19 protein-coding genes and 2 pseudogenes are annotated in these 24,033 nt (G+C 38.0%); 14 read left to right on the forward strand and 7 right to left on the reverse strand.

Annotated elements, in window-relative coordinates:
• Window positions 1–131: 131 nt before the first annotated feature.
• The 4 genes from glyS to O9A_RS03080 all read right to left on the reverse strand — a co-directional run bounded on the left by glyS (window position 132) and on the right by O9A_RS03080 (window position 6,258).
• Complete coding sequence (gene glyS, locus O9A_RS03065; RefSeq protein ID WP_034458671.1) at window positions 132–2,354, reverse strand: glycine--tRNA ligase subunit beta; 2,223 nt, start codon at window positions 2,352–2,354, stop codon at window positions 132–134.
• Window positions 2,347–3,300, reverse strand: coding sequence for a glycine--tRNA ligase subunit alpha (locus O9A_RS03070; protein WP_034458673.1), 954 nt, complete (start codon window positions 3,298–3,300; stop codon window positions 2,347–2,349). The genes glyS and O9A_RS03070 overlap by 8 nt, the downstream gene beginning before the upstream one ends.
• 101 nt (window positions 3,301–3,401) lie before the next feature.
• Window positions 3,402–5,096 carry a tetratricopeptide repeat protein gene (locus tag O9A_RS03075; protein ID WP_034458676.1) on the reverse strand — a complete coding sequence of 565 codons (1,695 nt, stop codon included), beginning with the start codon at window positions 5,094–5,096 and terminating at the stop codon, window positions 3,402–3,404.
• A 91-nt stretch (window positions 5,097–5,187) separates the two neighbouring features.
• Window positions 5,188–6,258 carry a polyprenyl synthetase family protein gene (locus O9A_RS03080; protein WP_084790493.1) on the reverse strand — a complete coding sequence of 357 codons (1,071 nt, stop codon included), beginning with the start codon at window positions 6,256–6,258 and terminating at the stop codon, window positions 5,188–5,190.
• A gap of 198 nt (window positions 6,259–6,456) precedes the next feature.
• Here O9A_RS03080 and O9A_RS03085 point away from each other — a divergent pair, with 198 nt between their 5' ends.
• The 3 genes from O9A_RS03085 (at window position 6,457) to O9A_RS03095 (ending at window position 9,420) form a co-directional block, all read left to right on the forward strand.
• On the forward strand, window positions 6,457–7,248 hold the full coding sequence (locus O9A_RS03085) for a tRNA1(Val) (adenine(37)-N6)-methyltransferase (RefSeq protein ID WP_034458678.1): 792 nt from the start codon (window positions 6,457–6,459) through the stop codon (window positions 7,246–7,248).
• Between the two features lie 155 nt (window positions 7,249–7,403).
• Window positions 7,404–8,255, forward strand: coding sequence for a S49 family peptidase (locus O9A_RS03090; protein WP_034458680.1), 852 nt, complete (start codon window positions 7,404–7,406; stop codon window positions 8,253–8,255).
• Between the two features lie 256 nt (window positions 8,256–8,511).
• The gene (locus O9A_RS03095; protein WP_034458682.1) at window positions 8,512–9,420 is read left to right on the forward strand and encodes a 4-(cytidine 5'-diphospho)-2-C-methyl-D-erythritol kinase; all 909 of its coding nucleotides are present in this window, start codon (window positions 8,512–8,514) and stop codon (window positions 9,418–9,420) included.
• A gap of 175 nt (window positions 9,421–9,595) precedes the next feature.
• Here the strand turns inward: O9A_RS03095 and O9A_RS03100 are convergent.
• Window positions 9,596–10,634, reverse strand: a pseudogene (locus O9A_RS03100) (tyrosine-type recombinase/integrase).
• 393 nt (window positions 10,635–11,027) lie between these two features.
• On the opposite strand from O9A_RS03100, the gene O9A_RS03105 reads away from it, so the two are divergent.
• The 4 genes from O9A_RS03105 to O9A_RS03120 all read left to right on the forward strand — a co-directional run bounded on the left by O9A_RS03105 (window position 11,028) and on the right by O9A_RS03120 (window position 14,747).
• Complete coding sequence (locus O9A_RS03105; protein WP_034458684.1) at window positions 11,028–11,699, forward strand: ribonuclease HII; 672 nt, start codon at window positions 11,028–11,030, stop codon at window positions 11,697–11,699.
• Window positions 11,696–12,658, forward strand: a complete 963-nt coding sequence (locus O9A_RS03110; protein WP_034458686.1) for an L-threonylcarbamoyladenylate synthase — start codon at window positions 11,696–11,698, stop codon at window positions 12,656–12,658. Before O9A_RS03105 ends, O9A_RS03110 begins: the two co-directional genes overlap by 4 nt.
• A 2-nt stretch (window positions 12,659–12,660) precedes the next feature.
• Window positions 12,661–14,070, forward strand: coding sequence for an FAD-binding oxidoreductase (locus tag O9A_RS03115; RefSeq protein WP_034458688.1), 1,410 nt, complete (start codon window positions 12,661–12,663; stop codon window positions 14,068–14,070).
• Window positions 14,071–14,219: 149 nt separating this feature from the next.
• Complete coding sequence (locus O9A_RS03120; RefSeq protein WP_034458690.1) at window positions 14,220–14,747, forward strand: DUF6101 family protein; 528 nt, start codon at window positions 14,220–14,222, stop codon at window positions 14,745–14,747.
• Window positions 14,748–15,355: 608 nt separating this feature from the next.
• On the opposite strand, the gene purD is transcribed toward O9A_RS03120, so the two are convergent.
• The gene (purD, locus tag O9A_RS03125; RefSeq protein WP_034458692.1) at window positions 15,356–16,639 is read right to left on the reverse strand and encodes a phosphoribosylamine--glycine ligase; all 1,284 of its coding nucleotides are present in this window, start codon (window positions 16,637–16,639) and stop codon (window positions 15,356–15,358) included.
• A 91-nt stretch (window positions 16,640–16,730) separates the two neighbouring features.
• On the opposite strand from purD, the gene ubiA reads away from it, so the two are divergent.
• A complete protein-coding gene (gene ubiA, locus O9A_RS03130) occupies window positions 16,731–17,735 on the forward strand; it encodes a 4-hydroxybenzoate octaprenyltransferase (protein ID WP_034458694.1) in 1,005 nt (334 codons plus the stop codon).
• A 602-nt stretch (window positions 17,736–18,337) separates the two neighbouring features.
• A pseudogene (locus O9A_RS08275) lies at window positions 18,338–18,430 on the forward strand (DUF4102 domain-containing protein); the annotation flags it as partial.
• Between the two features lie 32 nt (window positions 18,431–18,462).
• On the opposite strand, the gene pdxH reads toward O9A_RS08275, so the two are convergent.
• Window positions 18,463–19,086 (reverse strand): pyridoxamine 5'-phosphate oxidase, encoded by a 624-nt coding sequence (gene pdxH / locus O9A_RS03135; RefSeq protein ID WP_034458696.1) that lies wholly within the window; start codon window positions 19,084–19,086, stop codon window positions 18,463–18,465.
• A gap of 307 nt (window positions 19,087–19,393) precedes the next feature.
• Here pdxH and O9A_RS03140 point away from each other — a divergent pair, with 307 nt between their 5' ends.
• The 5 genes from O9A_RS03140 to O9A_RS03160 all read left to right on the forward strand — a co-directional run bounded on the left by O9A_RS03140 (window position 19,394) and on the right by O9A_RS03160 (window position 23,828).
• Window positions 19,394–20,296, forward strand: a complete 903-nt coding sequence (locus O9A_RS03140; protein WP_034458698.1) for a DnaJ C-terminal domain-containing protein — start codon at window positions 19,394–19,396, stop codon at window positions 20,294–20,296.
• 110 nt (window positions 20,297–20,406) lie between these two features.
• On the forward strand, window positions 20,407–21,225 hold the full coding sequence (gene fabI / locus O9A_RS03145) for an enoyl-ACP reductase FabI (protein ID WP_034458700.1): 819 nt from the start codon (window positions 20,407–20,409) through the stop codon (window positions 21,223–21,225).
• A gap of 130 nt (window positions 21,226–21,355) precedes the next feature.
• The gene (aroC, locus tag O9A_RS03150) at window positions 21,356–22,456 is read left to right on the forward strand and encodes a chorismate synthase (protein ID WP_034458703.1); all 1,101 of its coding nucleotides are present in this window, start codon (window positions 21,356–21,358) and stop codon (window positions 22,454–22,456) included.
• Window positions 22,457–22,459: 3 nt separating this feature from the next.
• Window positions 22,460–23,566, forward strand: coding sequence for a 3,4-dihydroxy-2-butanone-4-phosphate synthase (gene ribB / locus O9A_RS03155; protein ID WP_034458705.1), 1,107 nt, complete (start codon window positions 22,460–22,462; stop codon window positions 23,564–23,566).
• A 7-nt stretch (window positions 23,567–23,573) separates the two neighbouring features.
• Entirely contained in the window at window positions 23,574–23,828 is a 255-nt protein-coding gene (locus O9A_RS03160; RefSeq protein WP_034458707.1) for an exodeoxyribonuclease VII small subunit, read from the forward strand.
• The last annotated feature ends 205 nt before the right edge of the window (window positions 23,829–24,033 follow it).

Raw genomic sequence — 24,033 nt, forward strand, 5'->3', positions numbered from 1 at the left:
CGTAAATTCTTTGTAAATCTCTGTATTTGATATCATATTTCCCTATGATAATATTCCTATCTTTTACAAAGAGAATGCTCTCACGTATCTATCTTTATTCTCAAATCTCAAGCGGTAAACAGAGCCTAAATTTAAACTACAAGTTTTGAGAAATTTGCAGCTTTTTGTGTAAGAGTATGAATACGTTTGAGAAGAGCAAGACGGTTCACTCGAACAAGGGGATTTTTATCGTTCACTAACACTTTTTCAAAAAAATTGTCGATAAATTTCCCCAATGGTGTTAGCGTATTGAGTACGGGTGGTAAATTTGTCGCATTGATATAATCACAAACTTTTTTTTCTACCTCAATGATTGTTTGATAGAGCTGTTTTTCTTCTTTTTCAATAAAGAGTTCAGGGTTAATTTCATCTTTTATTGTTGAGCCTTTTGGGGATTCAGTCTCAAGAATATTTACGGTTCGTTTTACAGCGGCCAAAAAGCTATCTCCATCATTTGTATTGATAAAGGCGATAAGTGATTCGACACGACGCGCAACCAACAACAAATCGTCAGCATCTTTGTTTAAAACTGCTTCAAGAATATCATAACGAGCGCCTTCTTCTTTTAAATAGATTTTCAAACGCTCATGAAAAAAAAATAACAAATCTGATAAAATATGCTCTGTCTTTTCCGGAAGTACATTCTGCGATTGCATAGTTTCTCTCTGAGATGTTTCATATTGAGTTTTTTGTTGTAAGAAAAGATTCGCTGCCAGATTAAACAGTGGCATAAGATTGATTTTCCAATCACGCGAAAGCACAAGCCTAATAATTCCTAATGCCGCTCGTCTTAATGCATAGGGATCTTTTGAACCGGTTGGTTTTTCGTTAATGAGCCAAAAACCGACGAGCATGTCGATTTTATCTGCCAGTGCAACTGCTATAGCAAGAGGTTCTTGCGGAATACGATCTGTTGGTCCTTGAGGCTTATAATGGTCTTCGATTGCTTCAGCTACGCGAGGATCTTCTCCTTGAAGAAGGGCATATTTTCGTCCCATGATTCCTTGCAGTTCTGGAAACTCTTCAACAATTCCTGTTTGTAAATCAGCTTTTGCAAGCACTGCTGCACGTTTAGCTAAGAAAGGATCTGCGTGCACTAAACTCGCAATTTGTTGTGCAAGAATAGCGATTCGCTCTACTCTTGCACCTTGCGTGCCTAATTTTGCATGGAAAGCCACATTTAAATAATCAAGTCGTGCCATTCTTTGATCGAGAGGTTTTTTTAAATCAAGATCAAGTTTTTTTGCAGAAGATTGTAAATATTTGATATCTGGCAAATCACGCTGATCTGTTTGCCAAAAATAGAGTGCATCAGAAAGGCGAGCGCAGACAACTTTACTATTTCCCTTAGAAATTTCTTCGCCTTTATCACTTGCAAGAATATTAGAAACGAGAATAAAATGATGAGAGAGTTTAATTTTTTTGCCTTGTTTGCGGGTTACGAAACACTTTTGATTGACACGAATGGTCAAGCGAATAATTTCTGGAGGAATATCAAGGAAAGATTTGTTAAAATTGCCCATAAGTACAACAGGCCACTCAATGAGTCCTGCAACTTCTTCTAAAAGAGCATTATCTTGAACCAGTTCTAGACCGTTTGCAAAACAAAGATTTTGAGCATCAGCCAGAATAATATTCTTCCGCCTTTCGGCATCCAGAATGACCTTATGGATTTCAAGTTGGGTGATATAGTCATCAAAACGGCGAACTTTGATGGGTTTTCCGTCACTTAAGAAGCGATGCCCATAAGTTAAATTATTGCTTTTGAGAGAACCAATTGTAAAAGGAATAACGTGCGTTTCACCAATTTCTGGTCCAAAGACGCAAAGAATATTCTGTAAAGATCGAATCCATTTCAGAGCTCCACTTTTTTCTGAATCTTTGCCCCAACGCATAGATTTTGGCCATGGAAAGTTGCGAATAATTTCTGGTAAAATATCGGCAATAATTTCTTCTGCACTTCGTCCTTTTTTGATGATTTTAGCGATATAAAAATCACCCTTTTTATAATCATGCGTAATGTGTGTTTCAGAAATATCTCTCAATCCTGTTGCACGTAAAAAGCCATCAATGACATGTTGTGGAGATTTTATACTAGGTCCTTTACGTTCTTCATGGGTATCTTTTGAACGTATAGAAAGACCGCGTATATTCAATGTTAGCCGCCGAGGTGTCCAATATTCATGGGCAGCTTTATAGGTTAAGCCTGCATTCACAAGCTGATCTGTAACAGATTTTTTGAGGTCTGCAGCAGCTTTTCGTTGTATACGAGAAGGGATCTCTTCGCTGAAAAGTTCAAGAAGAAGATCAGACATTAGGTTTTTCTCCGTTATTGTGTATTTTCCCAGCTTCAGTGAATAAGAAGGCTTCTCCACAGCGGCGTGCAAGGTCACGAACGCGAAGAATATAACTTTGTCGTTCGGTTACAGAAATAACGCTACGTGCTTGTAGAAGATTAAAGATATGGCTCGCTTTAATACATTGATCATAAGCTGGAAAAACACATAGGTGTGAACTATTTTCTTTATTTGGTTTTCCAGCTTCAAGAAGCGCGATGCATTCGCGTTCTGCGTCAATAAAATGCTGATGTAGCAATTTGGTATCAGCAAATTCGAAATTATAGTATGAATATTCCTGTTCTGCTTGTAAAAAAATATCTCTATAACTTATTTGGTTTTCTCCATCTAAGCCATTAAAATTAAGATCATAGACGTTATCAACACCCTGGATATACATTGCTAGACGTTCCAATCCGTAGGTGATTTCTCCTGAAACAGGAGCGCATTCAATGCCACAAACCTGTTGAAAATAAGTGAATTGAGAAATTTCCATTCCATCACACCAGCATTCCCATCCAAGTCCCCAAGCTCCAAGCGTTGGGCTTTCCCAATCATCTTCAACAAAGCGAATATCATGAAGTGTTGTATCAAGACCGATAGCTTGTAGCGATTTGATATAAAGGTCTTGTAAATTGGGAGGAGAGGGTTTGAGAAGCACTTGAAATTGATAATAGTGCTGTAAACGGTTTGGGTTTTGACCATATCGGCCATCTGTTGGGCGTCGAGAAGGTTGGACGTAAGCCACTTTCCAAGGACGTGGTCCCAGGGAACGAAGTGTTGTTGCCGGATGAAAAGTTCCAGCTCCGACTTCCATATCGTAAGGTTGCAAAATTGCACATCCATAATGGGCCCAATAATTTTGCAAAGTTAAAATAAGCCCCTGAAAAGAACGTTTAGGATTGAGATATTCAGGCAATTTCACGCTTTATACTCTTTAATTTTCAATCAATAGATAGCGACCAAAGAAATTTCAGCCTCCATGATTGTCTATTATTTCATATGGTTGTGGTCAAGCAACATTGTTTATTGCAAACCAAATTTCAATTTTTTCTGAATTTCCTCGGAATTTTTTGCTTCCCCGTCGATTGCATGATTCCATTGAAATATTGCTTCACGCTTGCGCCCAACTTGCCAATAGGCATCGCCTAAATGATCATTTAATGTTGGATCGTCAGGTTGTAACCTGACAGCATTTTCCAATATTTGAACAGCTTGATTATATTGCTTAAGCTTGTAATAAGCCCACCCTAGAGAATCGAGGATATGACTATCTTGAGGTTGTAACGCAGAGGCTTTTTGCAACATGTGGAGTGATTCTTCAAGTTTCTCACCGCGTTCAACAAGTGAATAACCTAGATAATTAAGGACTTGCGGTTGGTTAGGAAAAAAATCAAGTGCTTTTCGTAGATCACTTTCTGCTTTTGACCATTGTTGTAAACGTTCAAAGGCGATTCCACGCTGATAAAAAAGCTTCCAATCATCTTGTTGAAAATTTGTTATTTGTGCAATAGCACGATCCAGAGTTTTTGTGGCTTCGATAAATTTATTATCTTGTATATAAAGCGCAGCGAGTGTTATAAAAATGTGGCGATCATTGGGGTTTTTTTTCTTTAATGAAGTGAGCAATTTGATGGCTTCCCTGTAATTATTGTTATTTGCAAGAATGAAGGCAAGCTGTAACTGTCCAACTCTATAATAAGGCGAGCTTTGTGGTAAAGAGCGATAAAGTTTAATGGCTTGATTGAGATCATTCACTTTGGCAGAGATGTTTGCCAGGTAGAACGTTGTTGCGTCATTTTCGGGTGATAAGGTTAAAGATAATTGTGTGAAAATACGTGCAATTCGTTGTGAGTTTTTATGGTTGAGGGCTGTTCCAAAGTTATACAATACTTCGCCAGTTCCTTGTTGAGGTGTTTTAATGAGCCTTTCTAAAGAAGCACCTTTTTCAACGTTTTCTCGAATATTCTTGAGTATTTCTCGTCCTGGTAACATCTGTTCACCGTGTTTGAGGGTTTGAATAGCTTGAGTGCGCATTTTAGAACGCAATTGGAATGAGGCATAGGCTATGATAATATGTTCATAAGTATTAGGGGCTATGAAAATGGCTTGTCGATTATGGAGTATTTGAGTGAAGTATTTTTGTGCATCCTGTTTACGTCCTGTGAGATCGCACATGAGTGCAAGATGATAGTGTATAAAAAGCTTATACCAAGCAGGTCCTTGGATTTTTTGAAGATCAGCAATTGCTTGAGTTTGGTACCCAGATCCGAATGTGGCCCAAGCACTGATTAATTCAGGTATTGGATTGTTGGCAACAGGAGGTGTTTTTAATTGCAAAAGAATCTTGGCCTTATTGTAGTCTTTTTTGATGAGATTTTTGATCGATAACGTTAATGAGACAAAGGGATTCATAACACCTTGCTCTTTCAATTTTTGGGCTTGTTTAACAGCGTCTTTAAAAGCACCTGAAAAGAGCATTGCTTCGAGCATCTCTATCTGTGTTTCAATATTTTCAGGTTTATAAGCAAGAGCTTTTTTAAAATAATTGATGGCAAGATCTGTTTTGTTTTCATGATTTGCGACTCTCCCTGCTAGATAAGCACCTATAAATGAGCTTGTATTGAGAGTGGTATTAATTTTGCTATGGGCGAGAGATTGTATCAGTATAATGCCGATGATAATGAGAGTAAGAAAGCCGGATACTGTTACACTGCGCATAGAACTAATCCTTCTTAAGATAATCAATCGACTGTACTTATAAATCATATCCGGTTACTTTATTGAAAAATATTATAATTATTGCAACTAATCAGTTTACACGGGCAATACAAAAGTCAACAGTTTCGACTAATGCATTATGAATGGAGCTTTCATTTATTGCAGCAAGAGCATAGGTTGCGTGTTTTCCATAGCTACGCGCTTGTTTTATTGTGTCTGTGAGGCTATCATATTTTTCTATTAAGTGTTGTGCATGTGCGAAGGTTTCATCATTGGTATTGCCATTTTCAAGTGTTTGTTTCCAGAATGTTTTTTCCACGGCATTGCCGCGGGCATATGCAAGAATAACAGGCATCGTGATTTTGCCTTCTCTAAAATCATTACCTATATTTTTTCCCAAATGTTTAGCAGCTCCACCATAGTCAAGTGCATCGTCAATCAATTGGAAAGCTAACCCTAGAAATGTTCCATATTTGCGCAATGCAAACCGTTCTTCATGTCCATGACCAGCAATAATTGGTCCGACTTCAGCGGCAGCTGAAAAAAGTGCAGCCGTTTTTGCATTGATGATTTTGAGATAATCTGAAATGCTAGTTTCTATATTTTTTGCGGCCGAAAGTTGCATAACTTCTCCTTCAGCAATAATTGCTGCAGCATTTGCTAAGACAGAGAGTGCCTCTATAGAACCAACATCGACCATCATTTTAAAAGCTTGTCCTAATAGGAAATCACCAACAAGTATGCTTGCTTGATTTCCCCAAATCATTCTTGCAGTAGATTTCCCACGTCGTAAATTGCTTTCGTCGATTACGTCATCATGTAATAAGGTTGCCGTATGCATAAATTCAACTGCTGTTGCGAGTTTTATATGCCCATCATTTTGATAACCAAACATACGAGCGGAGGCTAACGTGATCATTGGACGTAATCGTTTTCCACCTGATGAAATAAGATGGTTAGAAATTTCAGGAATCATTTCAATATCTGATTTTGCCATAGAGAAGATGCATTGGTTTACGCGTTCCATATCATCTTTGGTGAGATTGACGAGGGCTTGGGGAGAAATTGGATTATTTTTTATTTGATCTGATTTTATGGCAGCACGCAATATTTTTACTCCTAGAGTATTGTAATAGACATATATGAATTTTATCCATAGCATAAAGAGGGTTTTGCTTTGACTCAAGCTTTGATAGCACATTTGAAAATGCAAGCTTTGAGTAATATTGGCAAGGAATGTTTTTTATGCTTGGGTAATCGCGTTTTTATGAAATTATGGGAGAAATTTAAAGTAGTTTCATTTTAGCAAGATTTGATAGATAAGAGCTTTGGATTATGAGGATAAATATTGGGATTTTAAATGAATAAAACAAAGGGTTATAGCGATGAAACAATAGATGCGTTTCATCGTGGAAGGTTTTATTTGGTTCAACCGCGTTTACGTGGACATCGTTCTGGCATGGACGCTATGTTATTAGCGAGTTTAGTTCCCAATAATTTTAAGGGTAAGGTTGTTGATTTGGGTGCTGGTGCTGGTGCTGCGGGATTGGCGGTTGCTTCGCGTTGTTTGGAAGTTCACGTTACATTGGTTGAGCGTTCAGCTTTCATGGTATCTTACGCTCAAAAGACGCTTATGTTAAAACAAAATGTGAATTTTTCTAAGCGAGTTTGCTTATTACAAGCAGATGTTACATTTAAAGGGAGGCTCCGTTTAGAAGCAGGACTAGTGGATAATACTTTTGATTTTGCAATTATGAATCCACCTTTTAATAAGCCTGCCGATCGCAAAACGCCTGATGAACAGAAATTTGAGGCACACGTCATGCCTGAATCAATGTTTGATGATTGGTTACGGAGCGCAGCAGCAATTGTTAAGCCGGGTGGATATTTGGGATTAATAGCACGTCCGCAATCATTGAACAATATCTTATATGCTTTAGAGGGGCGCTTTGGTAATATTTGTGTAATTCCTATTCACGCACGCACTGCACAAGCTGCAATTCGTGTGTTATTTTATGCAAAACGAGGCAGTAGAGCGGCGTTATCTCTATTACCGCCACTGGTTATACATGAAGGTGATAGTCATATTTTTTCATCAAAGATTGATGCCATTAATAATGGGCGTATAAGTTTGTGGGAACTTTTAAAATGATATCTTGTGTTTTCCAATTTATTCTTTAAATTCGGATAAAGCTTTTATTTTTGGTTATAATATGGGGTTTGATTGGTATTTTGGGTATTGTAAGGTCCTTCCTTTCTGTTGTCCTTGCTCATTTAACGCTTAAGAACTTATAAGGAAATTTTGTTTTGGTTAATTTTATCAAAAATTTTATTCCACATCGTTTTTATTCCAGTAAAACTGAAATTCCTGTGGTACGCCTTCATGGAGCGATTATTGATTCAAGTTCATCGATAGCGCGTACACTTTCGCTAGGTAGGTGTGCAAATCTTTTAGACAAGGCTTTTGCTTACAAAAGAGCACCGGCTGTTGCAATTATTATCAATTCTCCTGGGGGAGCTCCTGTGCAATCACGTTTGATTTTCAAACGTATCCGTGATTTGGCAGAGGAAAAAAAGAAGCAGGTTCTTATTTTTATTGAAGATATAGCCGCATCGGGTGGCTATATGATTGCTTGTGCTGGGGATGAAATTTTTGCTGATCCTTCTTCGATTGTTGGTTCCATTGGGGTTGTTTCAGCTTCTTTTGGTTTTCCTGAACTTTTGAAGAAAATTGGAATTGAACGTCGTGTATATACGGCAGGAAAAAACAAGGTTATATTGGATCCATTTCAGCCAGAGAAGAAGACGGATATTGAGCATTTGAAATCTCTGCAACTCGAAGTTCACCAAACTTTTATTGATTTGGTTAAGGAGCGGCGTGCAGAAAAATTATCTAGTGATCCAAGTATTTTTACAGGAATGTTTTGGAGTGGAAAAAGAGGCGTGGAATTGGGTCTTGTCGACGAATTGAATGATGTGCGCTCTGTTATTAAGGAGCGGTTTGGCGATGATACGAAACTTCGATTAATTACACCTCCAAAAAGTTTTTTTGGACCTAAAACTCCTTCAGGAATTACTGCTCATGCGGTTCATACAGCAATTGATAGTGCGTTGATGGTAGCGCAAGAGCGAGCGCTTTGGCAACGTTATGGCTTATAATGAGAAAAGTGATTTCATATTTGTCGAGTTTAGTTAATGATTTTGCTTAAAAACACTTGTTGGAAGAGAAAAAATTTAAAATGATACGAATGATAGCAGTAAGTTTGGTTTGTATTATAGTTCTTTATACTTATTATGTGTTTAGGAAACGATTACGAAGGATGTTGCATTGCGTTTACTGTGCAAAATCTAAATCACAAGTTGGTATAAAAGAAACATTGGTAAAAGCCTCCCACACTGATCAATATTACATCAGATGATATCAGATGGACAAGTTTTATATAAGGGTCTTCTTTATGTATTCACCCCTATTAAACTAAATTTAGCTTTGCATGTTGTAGGGCGACGCGCTGATGGTTATCATTTAATAGAAAGTTTGGTTTATTTTAGTCTTAGTGGTGATTGTTTAAGCTACGCACCTTTTGAGAGTAACCACTTTGTTTTAACAGGCCCTTTTGCGGATGGGCTTGTTTCTGATGCAAAGAATTTGGTTGTTCGTGCACGTGATTTTATGTGTAATACTTTTCCTGAATATGCTAAACCTACTTTTTTTCAACTTGTGAAATTATTGCCGGTTGCTTCAGGGATTGCTGGTGGTTCAGGTAACGCTGCTGGTGTTTTGAGTCTGTTGCGTCAGCAATGGGCTCTTGATTGCTCTTGTGAAAAATTAGCGGAAATGAGCTTAGTGCTTGGTGCTGATGTACCGATGTGCCTTTTTGCGTTAGAATATCAGCAGCCACTTTTTGTTAAAGGAATTGGGCAAGATATAACACGACTAAAAGAGGCTTGTTCTGTTGCAATGGTTTTAGTTAATCATGGTCAACAGATTGAGACACGAGCTGTTTTTAAGGCTTTGGAGAAGTGCGATCATCCACCCTTAAAAATTGATTCGGAAGCTCTAAAAACGGTTGATTCATTGGTTGAAGCTTTACAGGAAACACGTAACGATCTTTTTGTTCCTGCCTTAAAAATTGCACCTCGACTGTCTGAGGTTTTATGTGCATTAGATGAGAGTGGAGCTCTTTTTTCTCGCATGTCCGGGACTGGTGCAACTTGTTTTGGTATTTTTAAAAATAAGAAAGCAGCCCAACAGGCTGCTCTTTTTATCAAATCGATGTATCCCGATTGGTTTGTTAAAACTATTGTAACGTTAGCAAAGCTCTAGTTTTTTGTGTTAAGTTAAAATTTGAAAGTAAAGGTGGAGTAGTGGCAACATTCTATTTGGCAAGAACAGCGGTGTTATTATCCTAGAGATGAAGAAAATAGTAATAAAATCAATAAATTATAGTAGCTGCAAGGGGGTGATCGTATTAAATTTGTTGTCTCTATTCCTAACTGTTTTAGAGCTTTTTTGTCGATTCCAGCGCAAATTTTTTACGATATGCGCTTTTTGTATAAAGAGATGCTATAGCATCATCTATCTAGCTAGAAAGTGCTTTCAAGTATGATACCGTTGCACCTGAGTTTGCTGCGCGTGTCACTGCCCATTTTTTTTTAAAAAAAAGCGATGTGCTGATTTTTAATGTATTCTTGATTGCATACTTTATTAAATACAACTTTAAGGCTTTCTTTAGCTAATTTCTTATCTTCTTTTTAGCAAATGAATGTTTCATCGCTAATGAGAGCAATTTAAAGGTTTTTCACTAGTTCAGGAAAAATCGGAATAAAGACATTTGTTTGGAATTTACTTTTCTCTGTCTTTAGATGGATGATATTATCTTTGACATCTTTCCAACCAATAGAACATCGTTTTCACAACGTAAGCCTGTGTAAAGAAAAACGTTAATCCAGACAAATTTATGAGCACCGACAGCTCATTGTTGATAATATTTCTCTATGTTTTTCTTGTATCCAAACAGGAAAGCCGTCTTTGTTTTTCAGAGGAGGTTGATCCCTAAAGCTGGATTGCTTTCCAAAAGTTTCTGTTCAATTGTTCAATTAAAAAGTCCATTGAGTGATTTCATAAAATTTTGAACAGCTGCTGGTGTTTTTTTTTTTCGCCATTCAACACCTGTTGTAATATGTGATTTTTTTATTTCTTCGTATAGAATTTTGCCTATGGTATCGAAAACTTTTATCATAATGAATTCTTCTTGTATTTTCGTACTTTTAGCGAGGATATGCTAATAGGTGCTGTTAAAATATTGTTTAAGAAGTCATGCAAATGACTCTTCAATAAGTTTACCATGATTTAGGTTTAGGAAGTATGGTGCTTTGTAATTTGGCAATTGCCCTTTTGTAGTTGTCAACAAACTCTTGCGTTCCATAGGTTCTGCGTATTCTCACGTGTGGTCCATGATCACCAATCCATACATGCCTTATAATTGTATCATGGCGTGTGATTTCTTTGACAAGATAAGGAGAGGGTGGTTTTGACAGAACAATTTCATATCAATAAATAAAAAAAAATTCAATTTATCACCTCGTGATTGGATAAAAAGTTTCTTCTTTTAAGGAATTCCTAGCCTATGTTTGAATAATCCTCTGGCTTTAACAAATGAGGTGCACAGAACTTGAAAGGAAATAAATAAAAACTTATTTAAGATAATAATGCTATGTGACAAAAAATGGATCATTTTTCGAGTTTATATTTTTTAGATTCACGCCTTAGCATGTAAGATTTAGTGGGTAATATTTAAGGAAATTGAAGATCTCTATGAGATATTTGATGAAGGAGGTCTTTTTTTGCAGAGAGGGCAAAGTAATTTGTTTTATGCTCTATTTTTTTCTGCAGGGCTTGCGGAAAAAGCATAGCAGTGCAAAAATAACTTCATGTCTCACCGTATCGATAATTTACCAAATGTATTTAATTTACCGTTTAAGCCAAACTTTTCATGTGAATTAAATTTGCAGAAAGAGGGGTTCTTGTATATAGCAGGTGTTGATGAAGTTGGACGTGGTCCTCTGGCCGGACCTGTGGTAACAGCGGCGGTTATTTTGGATAAAGACCACATTCCGGATGGATTGAATGATTCAAAAAAACTTTCTGCTCAGCGGCGTGATGAGCTTTATCATAAAATTTTGCAAAGTGCCTTAGCAGTTTCAATTGCTAGTCTTTGCGCCCGTACAATTGATCAGTCTAATATTAGAAAAGCAACGTTAGAGGCAATGTGTCGCTGTATTAGGGGACTAGCAGTTCCAGCCCATTATGCGCTGGTTGATGGACGTGATATTCCCTTTCAGTTACCATGTCCAGCAACTGCTTTGATTAAAGGCGATCAGCGTTCGGTTTCGATTGCTGCAGCGTCCATTATTGCCAAGGTAACGCGTGACCAGATGATGGAATGCGCGGGGCAGGTTTACAAAGGTTATGGTTTAGAAAAGCATGTAGGTTATGCAACGCTAGTGCACCGTGCTGCTCTTGAAAAATATGGGCCAATTGTGGGGTTACATCGTTATAGTTTTGCACCGCTTAAACAGCGCTACAGAGATCATATGTCATGACAATTCTGTCTTTCAATAGTGCTTCGATAAAAGAGGCCGTTGCGCTCCTTGAACAGGGGAAATTAGTAGCACTACCGACGGAAACTGTCTATGGATTAGCTGGTGATGCAACCAATGGAAATGCTATTGCTTCTATTTTTTTTACAAAGAGGCGGCCGAAATTTAATCCTCTTATTGCTCATGTAAGTAGTATTTTCATGGCGGAATGCTATGTTGAAATTGATTTTCTTTCACGTCATTTAATGGAAGTATTTTGGCCAGGGCCTTTGACATTCGTTCTCCCTTTAAAGGCACAGCATAATATTCATCCTTTAACTACTTCTGGCCTGAATACATTGGCAGTTCGTTTTCCAGATAGTTGTTTTGCGGAAGTTGTACAATGTTTTGGTCGACCTCTGGCTGCTCCTAGTGCAAATCAATCAGGATGCCTTAGTCCTACTTCAGCTGAAGCTGTTTTTGCATCTTTAGGAGAATCTGTTCCTCTGATACTTGACGGAGGTTTTTCTAAAATAGGGCTTGAATCAACGATTATTAAGATTTGTGGTGAGAGCATTTATCTTTTGCGTCCTGGGGGGGTTGCTGCTGAAGATATTGAAGAAGTTGCTGGAAAATCGTTGAAACGGATAGATCAGCGGGCTGCGATTGAGGCACCAGGCATGTTAAAATCGCATTATGCGCCCAATGCTGCAGTTCGTTTGAATGTTCACAAGATAGAACACGGTGAAGCACTTTTAGCATTTGGTAGAAAACGCATTATGGGGGTTGAAAATGCCGTTTCTGTTTTAAATCTTAGCGAAAGTGGACAGTTGGAAGAGGCAGCCTCTCATTTATTTCAATACATGAGGCAATTAGATTCACTCAAGGTGAAATCTATTGCAGTAGAACCTATTCCGTCTTACGGATTGGGTGAAGCTATTAATGATCGCCTTATACGTGCAGCAGCTCCAAAGGGGAAATGAAAATGGAGCAGGAGTTAATTGAAAGGTTTAGAAAAATTGTTGGTGCTGTGCACGCTATAACAGATCAGGATTTTATTGCACCCTATTTGCTTGAAGAGCGTGGACTTTTTCATGGAAAAACACCGTTGCTTTTACGTCCGGCTTCTACAGTGGAAGTTTCATCAATTATGCAATTGGCCAGTCAAACACGTACACCAATTGTCCCACAGGGTGGAAATACAGGTCTTGTCGGTGGTCAACAGCCAGATAAAAATGAGTGCAGCGTTCTTTTATCCATGGAACGATTGAACAAGATTAGGTGTATTAATCTTGAGGGTAATTTTGCTGTGGTGGAGGCTGGAGTCATTTTACAGACTTTACAGAAAAAAATAGATGAAGCGGGCCGTTTTTTTCCTCTTTCTTTGGCTTCGGAAGGTTCATGCCAGATAGGGGGAAATCTTTCCTCTAATGCTGGAGGGACAGCTGTTTTAGCTTATGGCAATATGCGTGAGCTTTGTCTTGGCTTGGAGGTGGTTTTACCTGATGGCCGTATTTTGGAGGATTTATGTTTTGTAAAGAAAAACAATAGCGGCTATGATTTAAAAAATCTTTTTATTGGTGCGGAAGGCACTTTAGGCGTTATAACAGCAGCAGTTTTAAAGCTTTTTCCAAAGATCAAAGGAAGAGCTGTTGCTTTTGTAGGCTTACACAGTCCAGTTAAGGCTCTTGAGTTTTTATCTCTTGCGCAATGCCATGGGGGAGGAATGTTGACTAGTTTTGAGCTTATGGGAAAACTAAGCTTGCAAATGGCTTTAAAGTATAAGATGTGCGAGAGGCATCTTTTTGAACATGAGCATGAATGGTATGTATTACTTAATATTTCATCATTGCAGGGTAATGGTGAGGCGTTATCAGTTCTAAGTACTATTTTGGAACAGTCTTTAAAGGAAGCTGTAATAGAAGATGCAATTATTGCGCAATCATTAAAGCAACAAGATTTTTTTTGGCAATTGCGTGAAAGTATATCACACGCACAAAAATTAGCGGGAGGATCTATTAAGCACGACATTGCTGTACCTCTTGCTTCCATTCCTGATTTTATTGCTGAGGCAGCTCTTATTGTTGAAGATATTGCTCCAGGTGCGCGGGTGGTTTGTTTTGGCCACATGGGCGATGGGAATCTGCATTATAATGTTACACAACCCGTTGAGTCTGATACTGCAACATTTTTGCAATTATGGTCACCAATGAATCATCGTATTCACGATTTAGTGATGCACTATCAGGGCGCATTTTCTGCAGAGCATGGAATTGGCCAGCTTAAGCGTGAGGAGCTTCGCACTTTCAAATCACCTGTTGCATTAGACATTATGCAGAAGATTAAAAAAACGCTCGATCCTTTAGGGATTATGAATCCTGGAAAAATATTATAGTCCAAGAGCGATGAATTTTGTCATGTATTTTTGTTTAGATTTCAATAACCAAAAAAGAAACCAGTTGTTTTTTATTCAATCTTTTAATAATCCGATGACGAGAAACTGTTAGAAGGTGTATATTGTTAAGATAAATTGGGACATTATATATGGCTAATCAATGCTTTAATCAGGCAAAAGCGGTGCTTGAATTTCGATTAGATCCGTGCCATTTGCCACAAACAACAACATATTTCTCATCAAAAACGGGCAATCAAATGATTTGTTCGTTAAGTGAGCGTGGTGTTTTTTTTAAAACAGATACTTCTTCAAGTTTATCACGTTTAGTGCCATCTTATCATTTCAAAGGAATTGCGGCGCGTACTGTAACAACCCTTTCAGGAGAAAAAGCTGTTGCATTAGAGTTGCTTCATGCAGATGAGGAAGTTTGTATCCCGCTTTTAGTTTCTAGAGATTTGAATAATATTCTTTTAGATTGGCGGGTGTGGGCGGATACTTATAGCCTTCCGATGCTTATGATTAATGAAGATAATCGTCTCGTGGTGGTTAAAGATCGTTCTGATTTATGTCGATTTTTTTCTACGACATTGCATTTTAAACACAAGCGCTTTTTACTCCGTTATAGCAATCCGTTGGGTTTGCGTTTAATGATCGCGAATCGGGTTGCACTACAGTAAATATTAATATGCCTTCGTTTTCGCTGTTATGCCACTAGATTCGTTAAATTTTACTATATTCTATATTTTTATTGAATTTAGAAGAGGGCTTTATTCCAAAGAGAGCTTTATTTTAGGTGTCAACGGTGTTAAATGCTTCTTCTATTATCATTAGAATACCAACATCTTTTTCTCCTGGCAGCTAAGCTATTGGTTTTCATGACAATGGGAATATCTTATCGAAGAATGTAGATTTTGCTTTTGTAGCATCATTCAAGTATTAGATAGGGTTTTTCAGTGAAAAAATCGCAGCTTTACCTTTCCTCTCTACAAAGGCAATGATAGTATATAATACTTGTTTTTCAAGTTTGGGGAAAAGCAAAAGAGTGTTTGTAAAAAGTGATGAGAAAATGAGTCTGAAAGAAAAGCAGTCGTAACGGTAATTACAAGACTACGATCCCGTTTCATACGCAGGAAATTTTCTTATTTTGTCTATTTTCTTGTGAGCATATTTTGTTTTTAAGAGGATAATTCAATATTTTTTTCAAATCATGAAACATATAGAACATGAAGCAGATTTATGCTCCATGCCTTCTGCATAAAATGATCGAATCATCAAAAAAGAATGTTCAAAGGATTGATTTCTCTCGTGCAACAGCGCGCCATCCGATATCGTGGCGGACAAAGCCCTCTGGCCAATCAATACAATCAACGGCTTCATAAGCGCGTTTTTGTGCCTGCAGAATAGTTTCCCCTGTTGCTGTTATATTTAAAACACGTCCACCATTGGCAATGAGTTCTCCATTGCATAATAGAGTGCCGGCTTGAAAAACTTTCACATTAGAGAGAGCATTTGCTTTATCAAGGTTGCGGATAATAGTACCTTTTTGGGGAGAATTTGGGTAACCTTTGGCAGCCATAACAACGGTTAAAGCAGTTTTTTCAGACCATTGAAGGGAGGTGTTTTCAAGATTTCCTCGCGCTGCTGCAAGCAGAATCGGGAGAATATCATCCTGTAGACGCATCATTAAAACTTGGCATTCTGGATCACCAAATCGTACATTAAATTCAATTAATTCGGGTCCTTTTTTCGTTATCATCAATCCGACGAAGAGAATACCTTTAAAAGGGTATCCCATTTGATTCATGCTATGTAGAATCGGTTCAACAATTTCTTTGAGAGTACGATTAACCATTTCTTGGGTCATGATGGGAGCTGGTGAATAAGCTCCCATGCCACCGGTATTTGCTCCAGTATCACCATCACCCACACGTTTGTGATCTTGAGCAGATCCAAAAGGTATAGCAATTTTACCATCACAAAGGCAGAAGAAGCTTGCTTCCTCGCCTTCAAGAAAGGATTCTACAACAATTTTATTTCCTGCATCACCAAAAGTATTTTTGAGGCAGGCATCAACAGCATTAAATGCTTCTTCCATTGTCATAGCAACAACAACACCCTTTCCAGCAGCTAAGCCATCAGCTTTAATGACAATGGGAACACCTTGTTGATGAATGTAGGCTTTAGCTTTTGCAGCATCATTAAAACATTGGTAAGTTCCTGTAGGAATGTTATTCTTACGACATAAATCTTTTGTAAAAGCTTTTGAACCTTCTAGCTGAGCAGCTTTTTGAGTAGGTCCGAATACACAAATATTAGCGTTATTAAGAGAGTCTGTTATACCCGCAACGAGTGGTGCTTCTGGTCCAACAATTACAAGGTCAATAGAGTGTGTTTTACAAAAATCAATAACGAGAGCGTGGTCATGAATATCCAAATCAATATTTTCACCCAATTCTATGGTTGCAGGATTTCCAGGAGCGCAATATAATTTTGTAAGCATTGGAGATGCTGCTATTTTCCATGCTAAAGCATGTTCCCGTCCGCCTGAGCCGATAAGAAGAATGTTCATTACTTACTCCTAATACAGAAGATGATGAAATCAGTTTTCTTGTCATAAGAGTGAAATGCTTCTATCGCAAGACTAAAGGTGAAGCCATTTGATGAAAAAAAATAAAAATATTACACATATTCAATCTTGTGAGAATCAGGGACGGGTTATGGATGCCTCCTCTAAACAGTGGGTCTACCATTTTCTTCCTTGCTCTGTGTGGTTTTATGCTCAATTGGCACGTTGGGATCGGCCTATCGGATGGCAGTTGTTGATGTGGCCTTGTTTCTGGTCAACAACAATGGCTTTTTTTTCTTATGAAATGCAGAGATTACCTCTTTTACCAGTGTTAATGGATTGGTTCTGGTATCTCTTTCTTTTTTTTCTGGGTTCTATAGCTATGCGGGGTGCAGGATGTACTTGGAACGATCTTATTGATCACAAAATTGATTCTCAGGTAGAGAGAACACGTTCTCGTCCGTTACCAACAGGTCATGTGAGTCGATTTCAGGCAAAAGTTTTCATATTAGTGCAATGTTTGGTTGGTTTAGGCATCTTATCGCAATTTAATAGGTTTAGTTTTTTTCTGGGCATCTCGTCATTGGTAGCGGTTGCATTGTATCCTTTTATGAAACGCGTAACGTATTGGCCGCAGTTTTTTTTGGGTGTTGCATTTAATTGGGGAGCATTAATGGGGTGGGCAGTAGTGTGTGGAAGTTTGAGTTGGGCACCAATCTTACTGTATATGGGATCAATCTTATGGACGATAGGGTATGATACAATTTACGCGCATCAAGATAAGGAGGATGATGCTACTGTTGGTGTATTTTCCACAGCACTTCTCTTTGGTGAAGGTACCAAGTGTGCTTTGGTATGTTTGTATAGTGGTTTTTTAGTGTTCGTCAGCTTAGCGTTTTATTTGGCGCAAGCCCCTTTCGTTAGTTTTTTGGGGCTTTTTGTGGCAAGCATTCATATGTTTACTCAAATTAAAGTTATTGATATAGATAACAGTTCACAATGCCTAAAGCTCTTTAAATCAAATTCATTTATTGGTTTTGTGATTTTTTTTGGTCTAGTATGCGGTGGTATAGGGATGGTACTTTATCCTACAGTTTAGCAACACAAGATGATAAATCATGTGTTCCATGATGGTAAAAGTGAAGGGAATGAAGAGCGAAGGATGCCATTATTGATTTTAAAATTTGTTATTTCAATTTTAAAATTCCTTCTCATGTAAAATTACCATCTTATTGCATTTTCGCGATTTCTAGAAAAAAGCTAAAAACAGGCTTAAAATGTGATGTCTCAATTAACCACCATGTCTCCTTAATGCAAGCTGTTTATTTCTAATCACCTTATCTAGTTTTTTTTTTGAACTAAAGCATTTAATTGGATAAGCTCTGTAATTGTAGCCTCTCTTCAAGTGGTACAATTGGCAAAAGATTATTATCACATAAGCTTTGTGTAAAGAATGTATTTCTTCGATTTCAATTGAAATCAATGGTTCACTCTTATTTTTTCAAATAAATCGTTTCACCGTTATGAAAATAAGTTGATTTGTAAAGATAATTTATCGTTTTGCAACTTGAATCAGAGAACTTAATACCGTAAGATTTTCTCATCTTAAATCTGTTTATGCTGAATCAATTAAAATTACCACCTTACATATCACGAGCAGGATTGGCGTGTGGATAAAAAACTATTAAGAAAGGAGTAAAAATGCCTTTAATAAAACGTCTAAATGCAAGGGCTTTAGCAATATTGGGAGCTGGTAAATATAATGATGGTTTCGTCTTGCTCCTTCATAAGAAAACAAAGTTTTCATTCTTTGAAAGTTTGGAGAATTAAGGATAGAGTTTTTGCCTTTTCCAATCGATCTGTTCAACAGAATCGCGTGTAAAAAGTAGGCGATCATGTAAACGGAATGGGCGGTCACACCAAAATTCAATAGAAAGAGGCTTAACACGGAAACCAGACCAATAAGGTGGGCGTGGGATATTACCTACTGCATAACGCGTAGTATATTGAGCAATTGCTTTTTCGAGTACAAAACGGCTTTCTAATGGCTGAGATTGTTTAGAAGCCCACGCACCGATTCGACTACCACGTGATCGTGATTGGAAATAGGCATCTGCTTCCTGAGTAGTGACTTTTTCAACAATTCCCCGAATTCTAACCTGCCGGCGGAGTGATTTCCAATGAAAAACTAAGGATGCTTTCATTGATTTTAAAATTTCTTGTCCTTTAGGGCTTTCATAGTTGGTATAGAAGACAAAACCTTTGGGACTGAAGTCTTTAAGAAGAACCATACGAACATTCGGTAAGCCTGTTGTATCAACTGTTGCTAACGCCATAGCGTTATAGTCATTTATTTCGCTCACTTTTGCTTCTTCAAGCCATTTTTCGAAGAGCGCAAAAGGTTTTTGTATTTGCATAGAGTCATTGTCTGTTTGTACTGTGTTGCTCATAGTATCTCCGAATGTCAGTGAGCAAGCGTGAGGATTAGAATTTAATTTATTTTACCATCGAAAATTAAAGAGCTGTTTTTTTCTATTTCAAAAATTCACTTCCGTTATATTTTTAGTATCTTAATTATTTTCTCTTTAGCATAGAATATAAGTGCTATAGTAAAAAATATCTATTTTATCTGGTATTTTAGTTACTTTATAGACATATAAAGAGAGAGAAATGTTATTATCTAAAAGTGACTGTTGAAGCTGTGAGGGATATTGAATAACGTATCAGTTGATATTTTGAAAATGAAAAGAGGGTAATATGCGTGATCCCTATACAATTCTGGGTGTGGCCCGTACCGCAAAACCTCAAGAAATTAAATCAGCATTCAGAAGATTAGCAAAGAAATATCATCCAGATCATAATGTGGATGATGCAAAGGCTAAGGAAAAATTTTCTGAAATTAATCAAGCGTATGAGATTATAGGCAATAAAGATAAAAAAGCACAATTTGATCGTGGTGAAATTAATATGGAGGGAAAACCGCTTTATCAAACCTACGGTGTTGGTGAAAATTTTAGCAATAGACACAATCCTTTTTCAGGAGGAGCAAAGGGATTTGATTTTGGTTCTTCAGGTGGCGCAGGTTTTGATCCGAGCGATATTTTTCGCGATCTGTTTGGCAGAGGAGGGGGCTTTTCAAATTCTGCACAATATAATCGCTCCCAACAGGGTACTCATGTTCGTGCCAATCTTACGGTAACGTTAGAGCAGATGGTTGGTGTAGAAAAGGTAGAAGCCGTTTTTCCTAGTGGGAAAAAGTTAAAAATTAAGCTTCCAGACTATGTTGAAGATGGACAAACTATTCGTTTAAAAGGTCAGGGAGAAGAGGTGGCTTATGGGCAAGCAGGAGATGCATTGGTAACCATTCATATTCAAAAACATCCTCGTTTGCGGGTTGAAGGAAGGGCTCTCCATCTTGATTTACCAGTTCCCCTTAGACATGCTGTTTTAGGAGCAAAAGAAGAAATTGAGACTTTGGAGGGACGTGTAGTCTTGACGATTCCTGCTTGGTCGAGTTCTGACCGTGTTTTACGGCTGAAAGGGAAAGGACTTCGTTTAAAAAATGGCAACAGAGACGATCTTTATGTGCATGTTCGTGTCATGTTGCCGGAAGGGGGAGATTCTGCATTAGAGCAGTTTTTGCAAATGCAAAAAGGATAATTTGTAAGATATATTTGTTTGATTTGAAAGCAATTGCTTGAAGAAAAAGTTGACCTATGTCATAGGCAGGTAAATAATTGTTAATTTTAAGTAGCAACAGGGCAATGCTAATGGCTAAGGGTAATGGTTTATTGTACGGCAAGCGTGGTTTAATTTTGGGATTAGCCAATAATCGTTCTATCGCTTGGGGGATAGCTAAAGCGGCGAATAATGCGGGTGCAGAGCTTGCTTTTACCTATCAAGGTGAGGCGATGAAAAAGCGTGTTGAGCCTTTGGCTGAAGAAGTAAAAGGTTTTGTTTGTGGTCATTGTGATGTTTCTGATGGTGCATCCATTGATGCGGTCTTTAACACAATAGAGAAGAAATGGGGTAAGCTTGATTTTTTAGTTCATGCTATTGGTTTTTCTAATAAAGAAGAATTAAGTGGTCGTTATGTAGATATAAGCGAATCGAATTTTATGATGACCATGAATATTTCTGTTTATTCCTTAACGGCTTTAACAAAGCGTGTAGAACAATTGATGTCGGATGGCGGTTCAATTTTAACGCTGACTTATTATGGTGCAGAAAAGGTTGTTCCCAATTATAACGTTATGGGAGTTGCAAAAGCAGCTCTTGAAGCGAGCGTGAAATATCTGGCAGTGGATTTAGGTCCTAAGCATATTCGTGTGAATGCTATATCTGCTGGACCAATCAAAACCTTAGCTGCTTCTGGCATTGGTGATTTTCGTTATATTTTAAAATGGAATGAATATAACGCTCCTTTACGTCGTACGGTAACAATTGAAGAGGTTGGTGATTCTGCTCTTTATTTACTTTCGGATTTGTCTCGTTCTGTTACCGGTGAAGTGCATCATGTGGATTCAGGTTATAACATCATAGGTATGAAAGCTGTTGATGCACCAGATATTTCCGTCGTTAAAGAATAAAGTTTTATGAGACGGTGGTGATTTAACCGAATTAAAAACGTCCAAAGGTGTTTTAAGATGGAGGCTATTTGTATAGAGCTTGATATATGCTCTATCTGCATATATCTGACAGAGAAACGAGTCATTTTTTATGTCACATAATACATTTGGTCATTTATTTCGTGTAACAACATGGGGTGAAAGTCATGGTAAGGCTTTTGGTTGTGTCATCGATGGTTGTCCTCCAGGCATTACTTTTACTCTTTCAGATATCCAATCTTACCTTAATAAACGTAAACCAGGACAATCCAAATACACGACGCAGCGCCGAGAGTTGGATCAAGTAGAAGCACTTTCAGGAGTTATTGTTCAGGACGATGGGATGACATTCGTGACAACAGGAACACCAATTTCTCTGTTGATTCGAAATATGGATCAGCGTTCTAAGGATTATAGTGCAATAGTTCATCAGTATCGTCCAGGACATGCAGATTATACGTATGATGTTAAGTATGGTATCCGTGATTTTCGAGGTGGCGGACGTTCTTCAGCACGTGAAACAGCAGCACGTGTTGCAGCAGGTGCTGTTGCTCGTAAAATTATTCCTGGTTTGATTGTACGGGGAGCTGTGATAGCAATTGGTCCTCATACGATTAATCGCAATCGTTGGAGCTGGTCAGAGGTTGATAACAATCCTTTTTTTACGCCTGATGTAGAGATGGTGCAGGTTTTTAGTGATTATATCGATAAAGTTCGTAAAGATGGTTCATCTGTTGGGGCTGTTGTTGAGATTATTGCAGAAAATGTTCCAGCAGGTTTAGGAGCACCTATTTACGCGAAACTTGATCAGGATATCGCATCATTACTTATGTCGATTAATGCGGTGAAAGGTGTCGAAATAGGTGATGGTTTTGCAGCAGCACGCTTGACAGGAGAAGAAAATGCAGATGAAATGCGGATGGGGAGTGATGGAAAACCGCTCTTTTTATCCAATCACGCTGGTGGTATTTTAGGCGGAATATCGAGTGGACAGCCAATTGTTGCACGTTTTGCAGTAAAGCCTACGTCATCAATTTTGATTCCTCGTCGTTCAATTGATGTTGATGGAAATGATGTAGATGTTATAACGAAGGGGCGTCATGATCCATGTGTTGGGATTCGTGCTGTTCCTGTTGGTGAAGCAATGGTGGCTTGTGCTCTTGCGGATCATTATCTCAGGCATCGCGGCCAGGTTGGGTGCTTCGAAGGGTGAGTAATGACGTATGATCAAAAAAAAATTGTTTCTGCACTTCGCGCTTTTGAACGCGGTGAAATTGTGGTGGTTACAGATGATGATGACCGTGAAAACGAAGGTGATTTGATTGTTGCCGCTGTTCATTGCACAGAAGAAAAGATGGCATTTATCATTCGCCATACAACTGGTATTGTTTGTGCTCCTATGCCAAAAGAAGAAGCGCAACGGTTTAATCTTACTCCTATGGTATTAGATAATAATTCAGCACATCGTACCCAATTTACTGTAACTGTTGATTTTAAACATGGAACAACAACAGGGATTTCAGCGCACGACCGTACATTAGCGGTGCGTAATCTTGCTAATTTGAATGCTGGTGCGAGCGATTTTATCCGTCCAGGACATATTTTCCCGTTGATTGCGCATGAAGGGGGAGTTCTCATGCGTTCAGGCCACACGGAGGCAGCTGTTGATTTATGTAAATTGGCTGGCTTGCCACCAGTTGGTGTTATTGGTGAATTGGTCAATGATGACGGTAGCGTGAAACATGGAGATGAAGTTACAAAATTTGCACAAGAGAATCAGTTGCATGTCATAACAGTTGCAGATCTGATTGCTTATCGCCAACGTAAGGAAATGTTGATCCAGCATGTTGGAGAAATGCATATTGAAACATCAGTAGGTCCAGCTGTTGTTCAAAGTTATCAACTTCCTTGGGAAGCTGTGCAACACGTTGCAATCATTTTTGGTGACATTCGTGACGGTGAGGATATTCCTGTGCGCTTGCATCGTGAAAATATTATAAACGATGTTTTCGGTCAAACTTCAGATATTTTAGAGATCATGCGGCGTATGATGGAAAAAGAAAAACGTGGTGTGTTTGTTTATTTGCGTGAAGGATCTGTTGGTGTACAATCAGCTGGTAGCAGTCAGGCACTGGCAATGAGGGGGTTAGAAAACCATACCAAAGCGATTGAACGTGAAGAAGAATGGCGCCAAATTGGTTTAGGATCGCAAATTTTAAAACATTTAGGGGTTAGTTCTGTTATTCTTTATGCTTCTAAAGAGCGTTACTATGTAGGTTTGGAAGGTTTTGGAATTCGTATATCCAGAACAGATATTTTATGAGGATCACATGAAACAAGAGATACAAAAGGGAGATGTTACTACATTAAGTTTTGAACAAGCGCTCAAACAACTTGAAGTAATTGTTGAGAATTTGGAACGTGGGGACGTACCTTTAGAACAATCAATTGATATTTATGAACGTGGTGAAGCTCTTAAAAAACATTGCGAGAAACTCTTGAAAGCTGCAGAAGTTAAAGTTGAGAAGATTCAACTTTCAGAGGAAGATTCTCCAGAAGGATTAGAACCTCTTGATTCTGAATAATGCTAAATATTTAGAATATTTAATGCAAGTTTATAGGAAGCACGTTTTATCGGTTTCTTTTTTATGAAATGAATTAAAAATGAGAAAATCTGTAAATAATTCCATAAAGATAAAGTATTCGAATAAAATGCATCACACTATAAACGAAAGAGTGAAGAAGGCTTATCACTTACCATTTCATTCTCTTGATAAAATAGTATTAGGG

This window comes from Bartonella koehlerae C-29 (genome assembly GCF_000706625.1).
Classification (GTDB): domain Bacteria; phylum Pseudomonadota; class Alphaproteobacteria; order Rhizobiales; family Rhizobiaceae; genus Bartonella; species Bartonella koehlerae.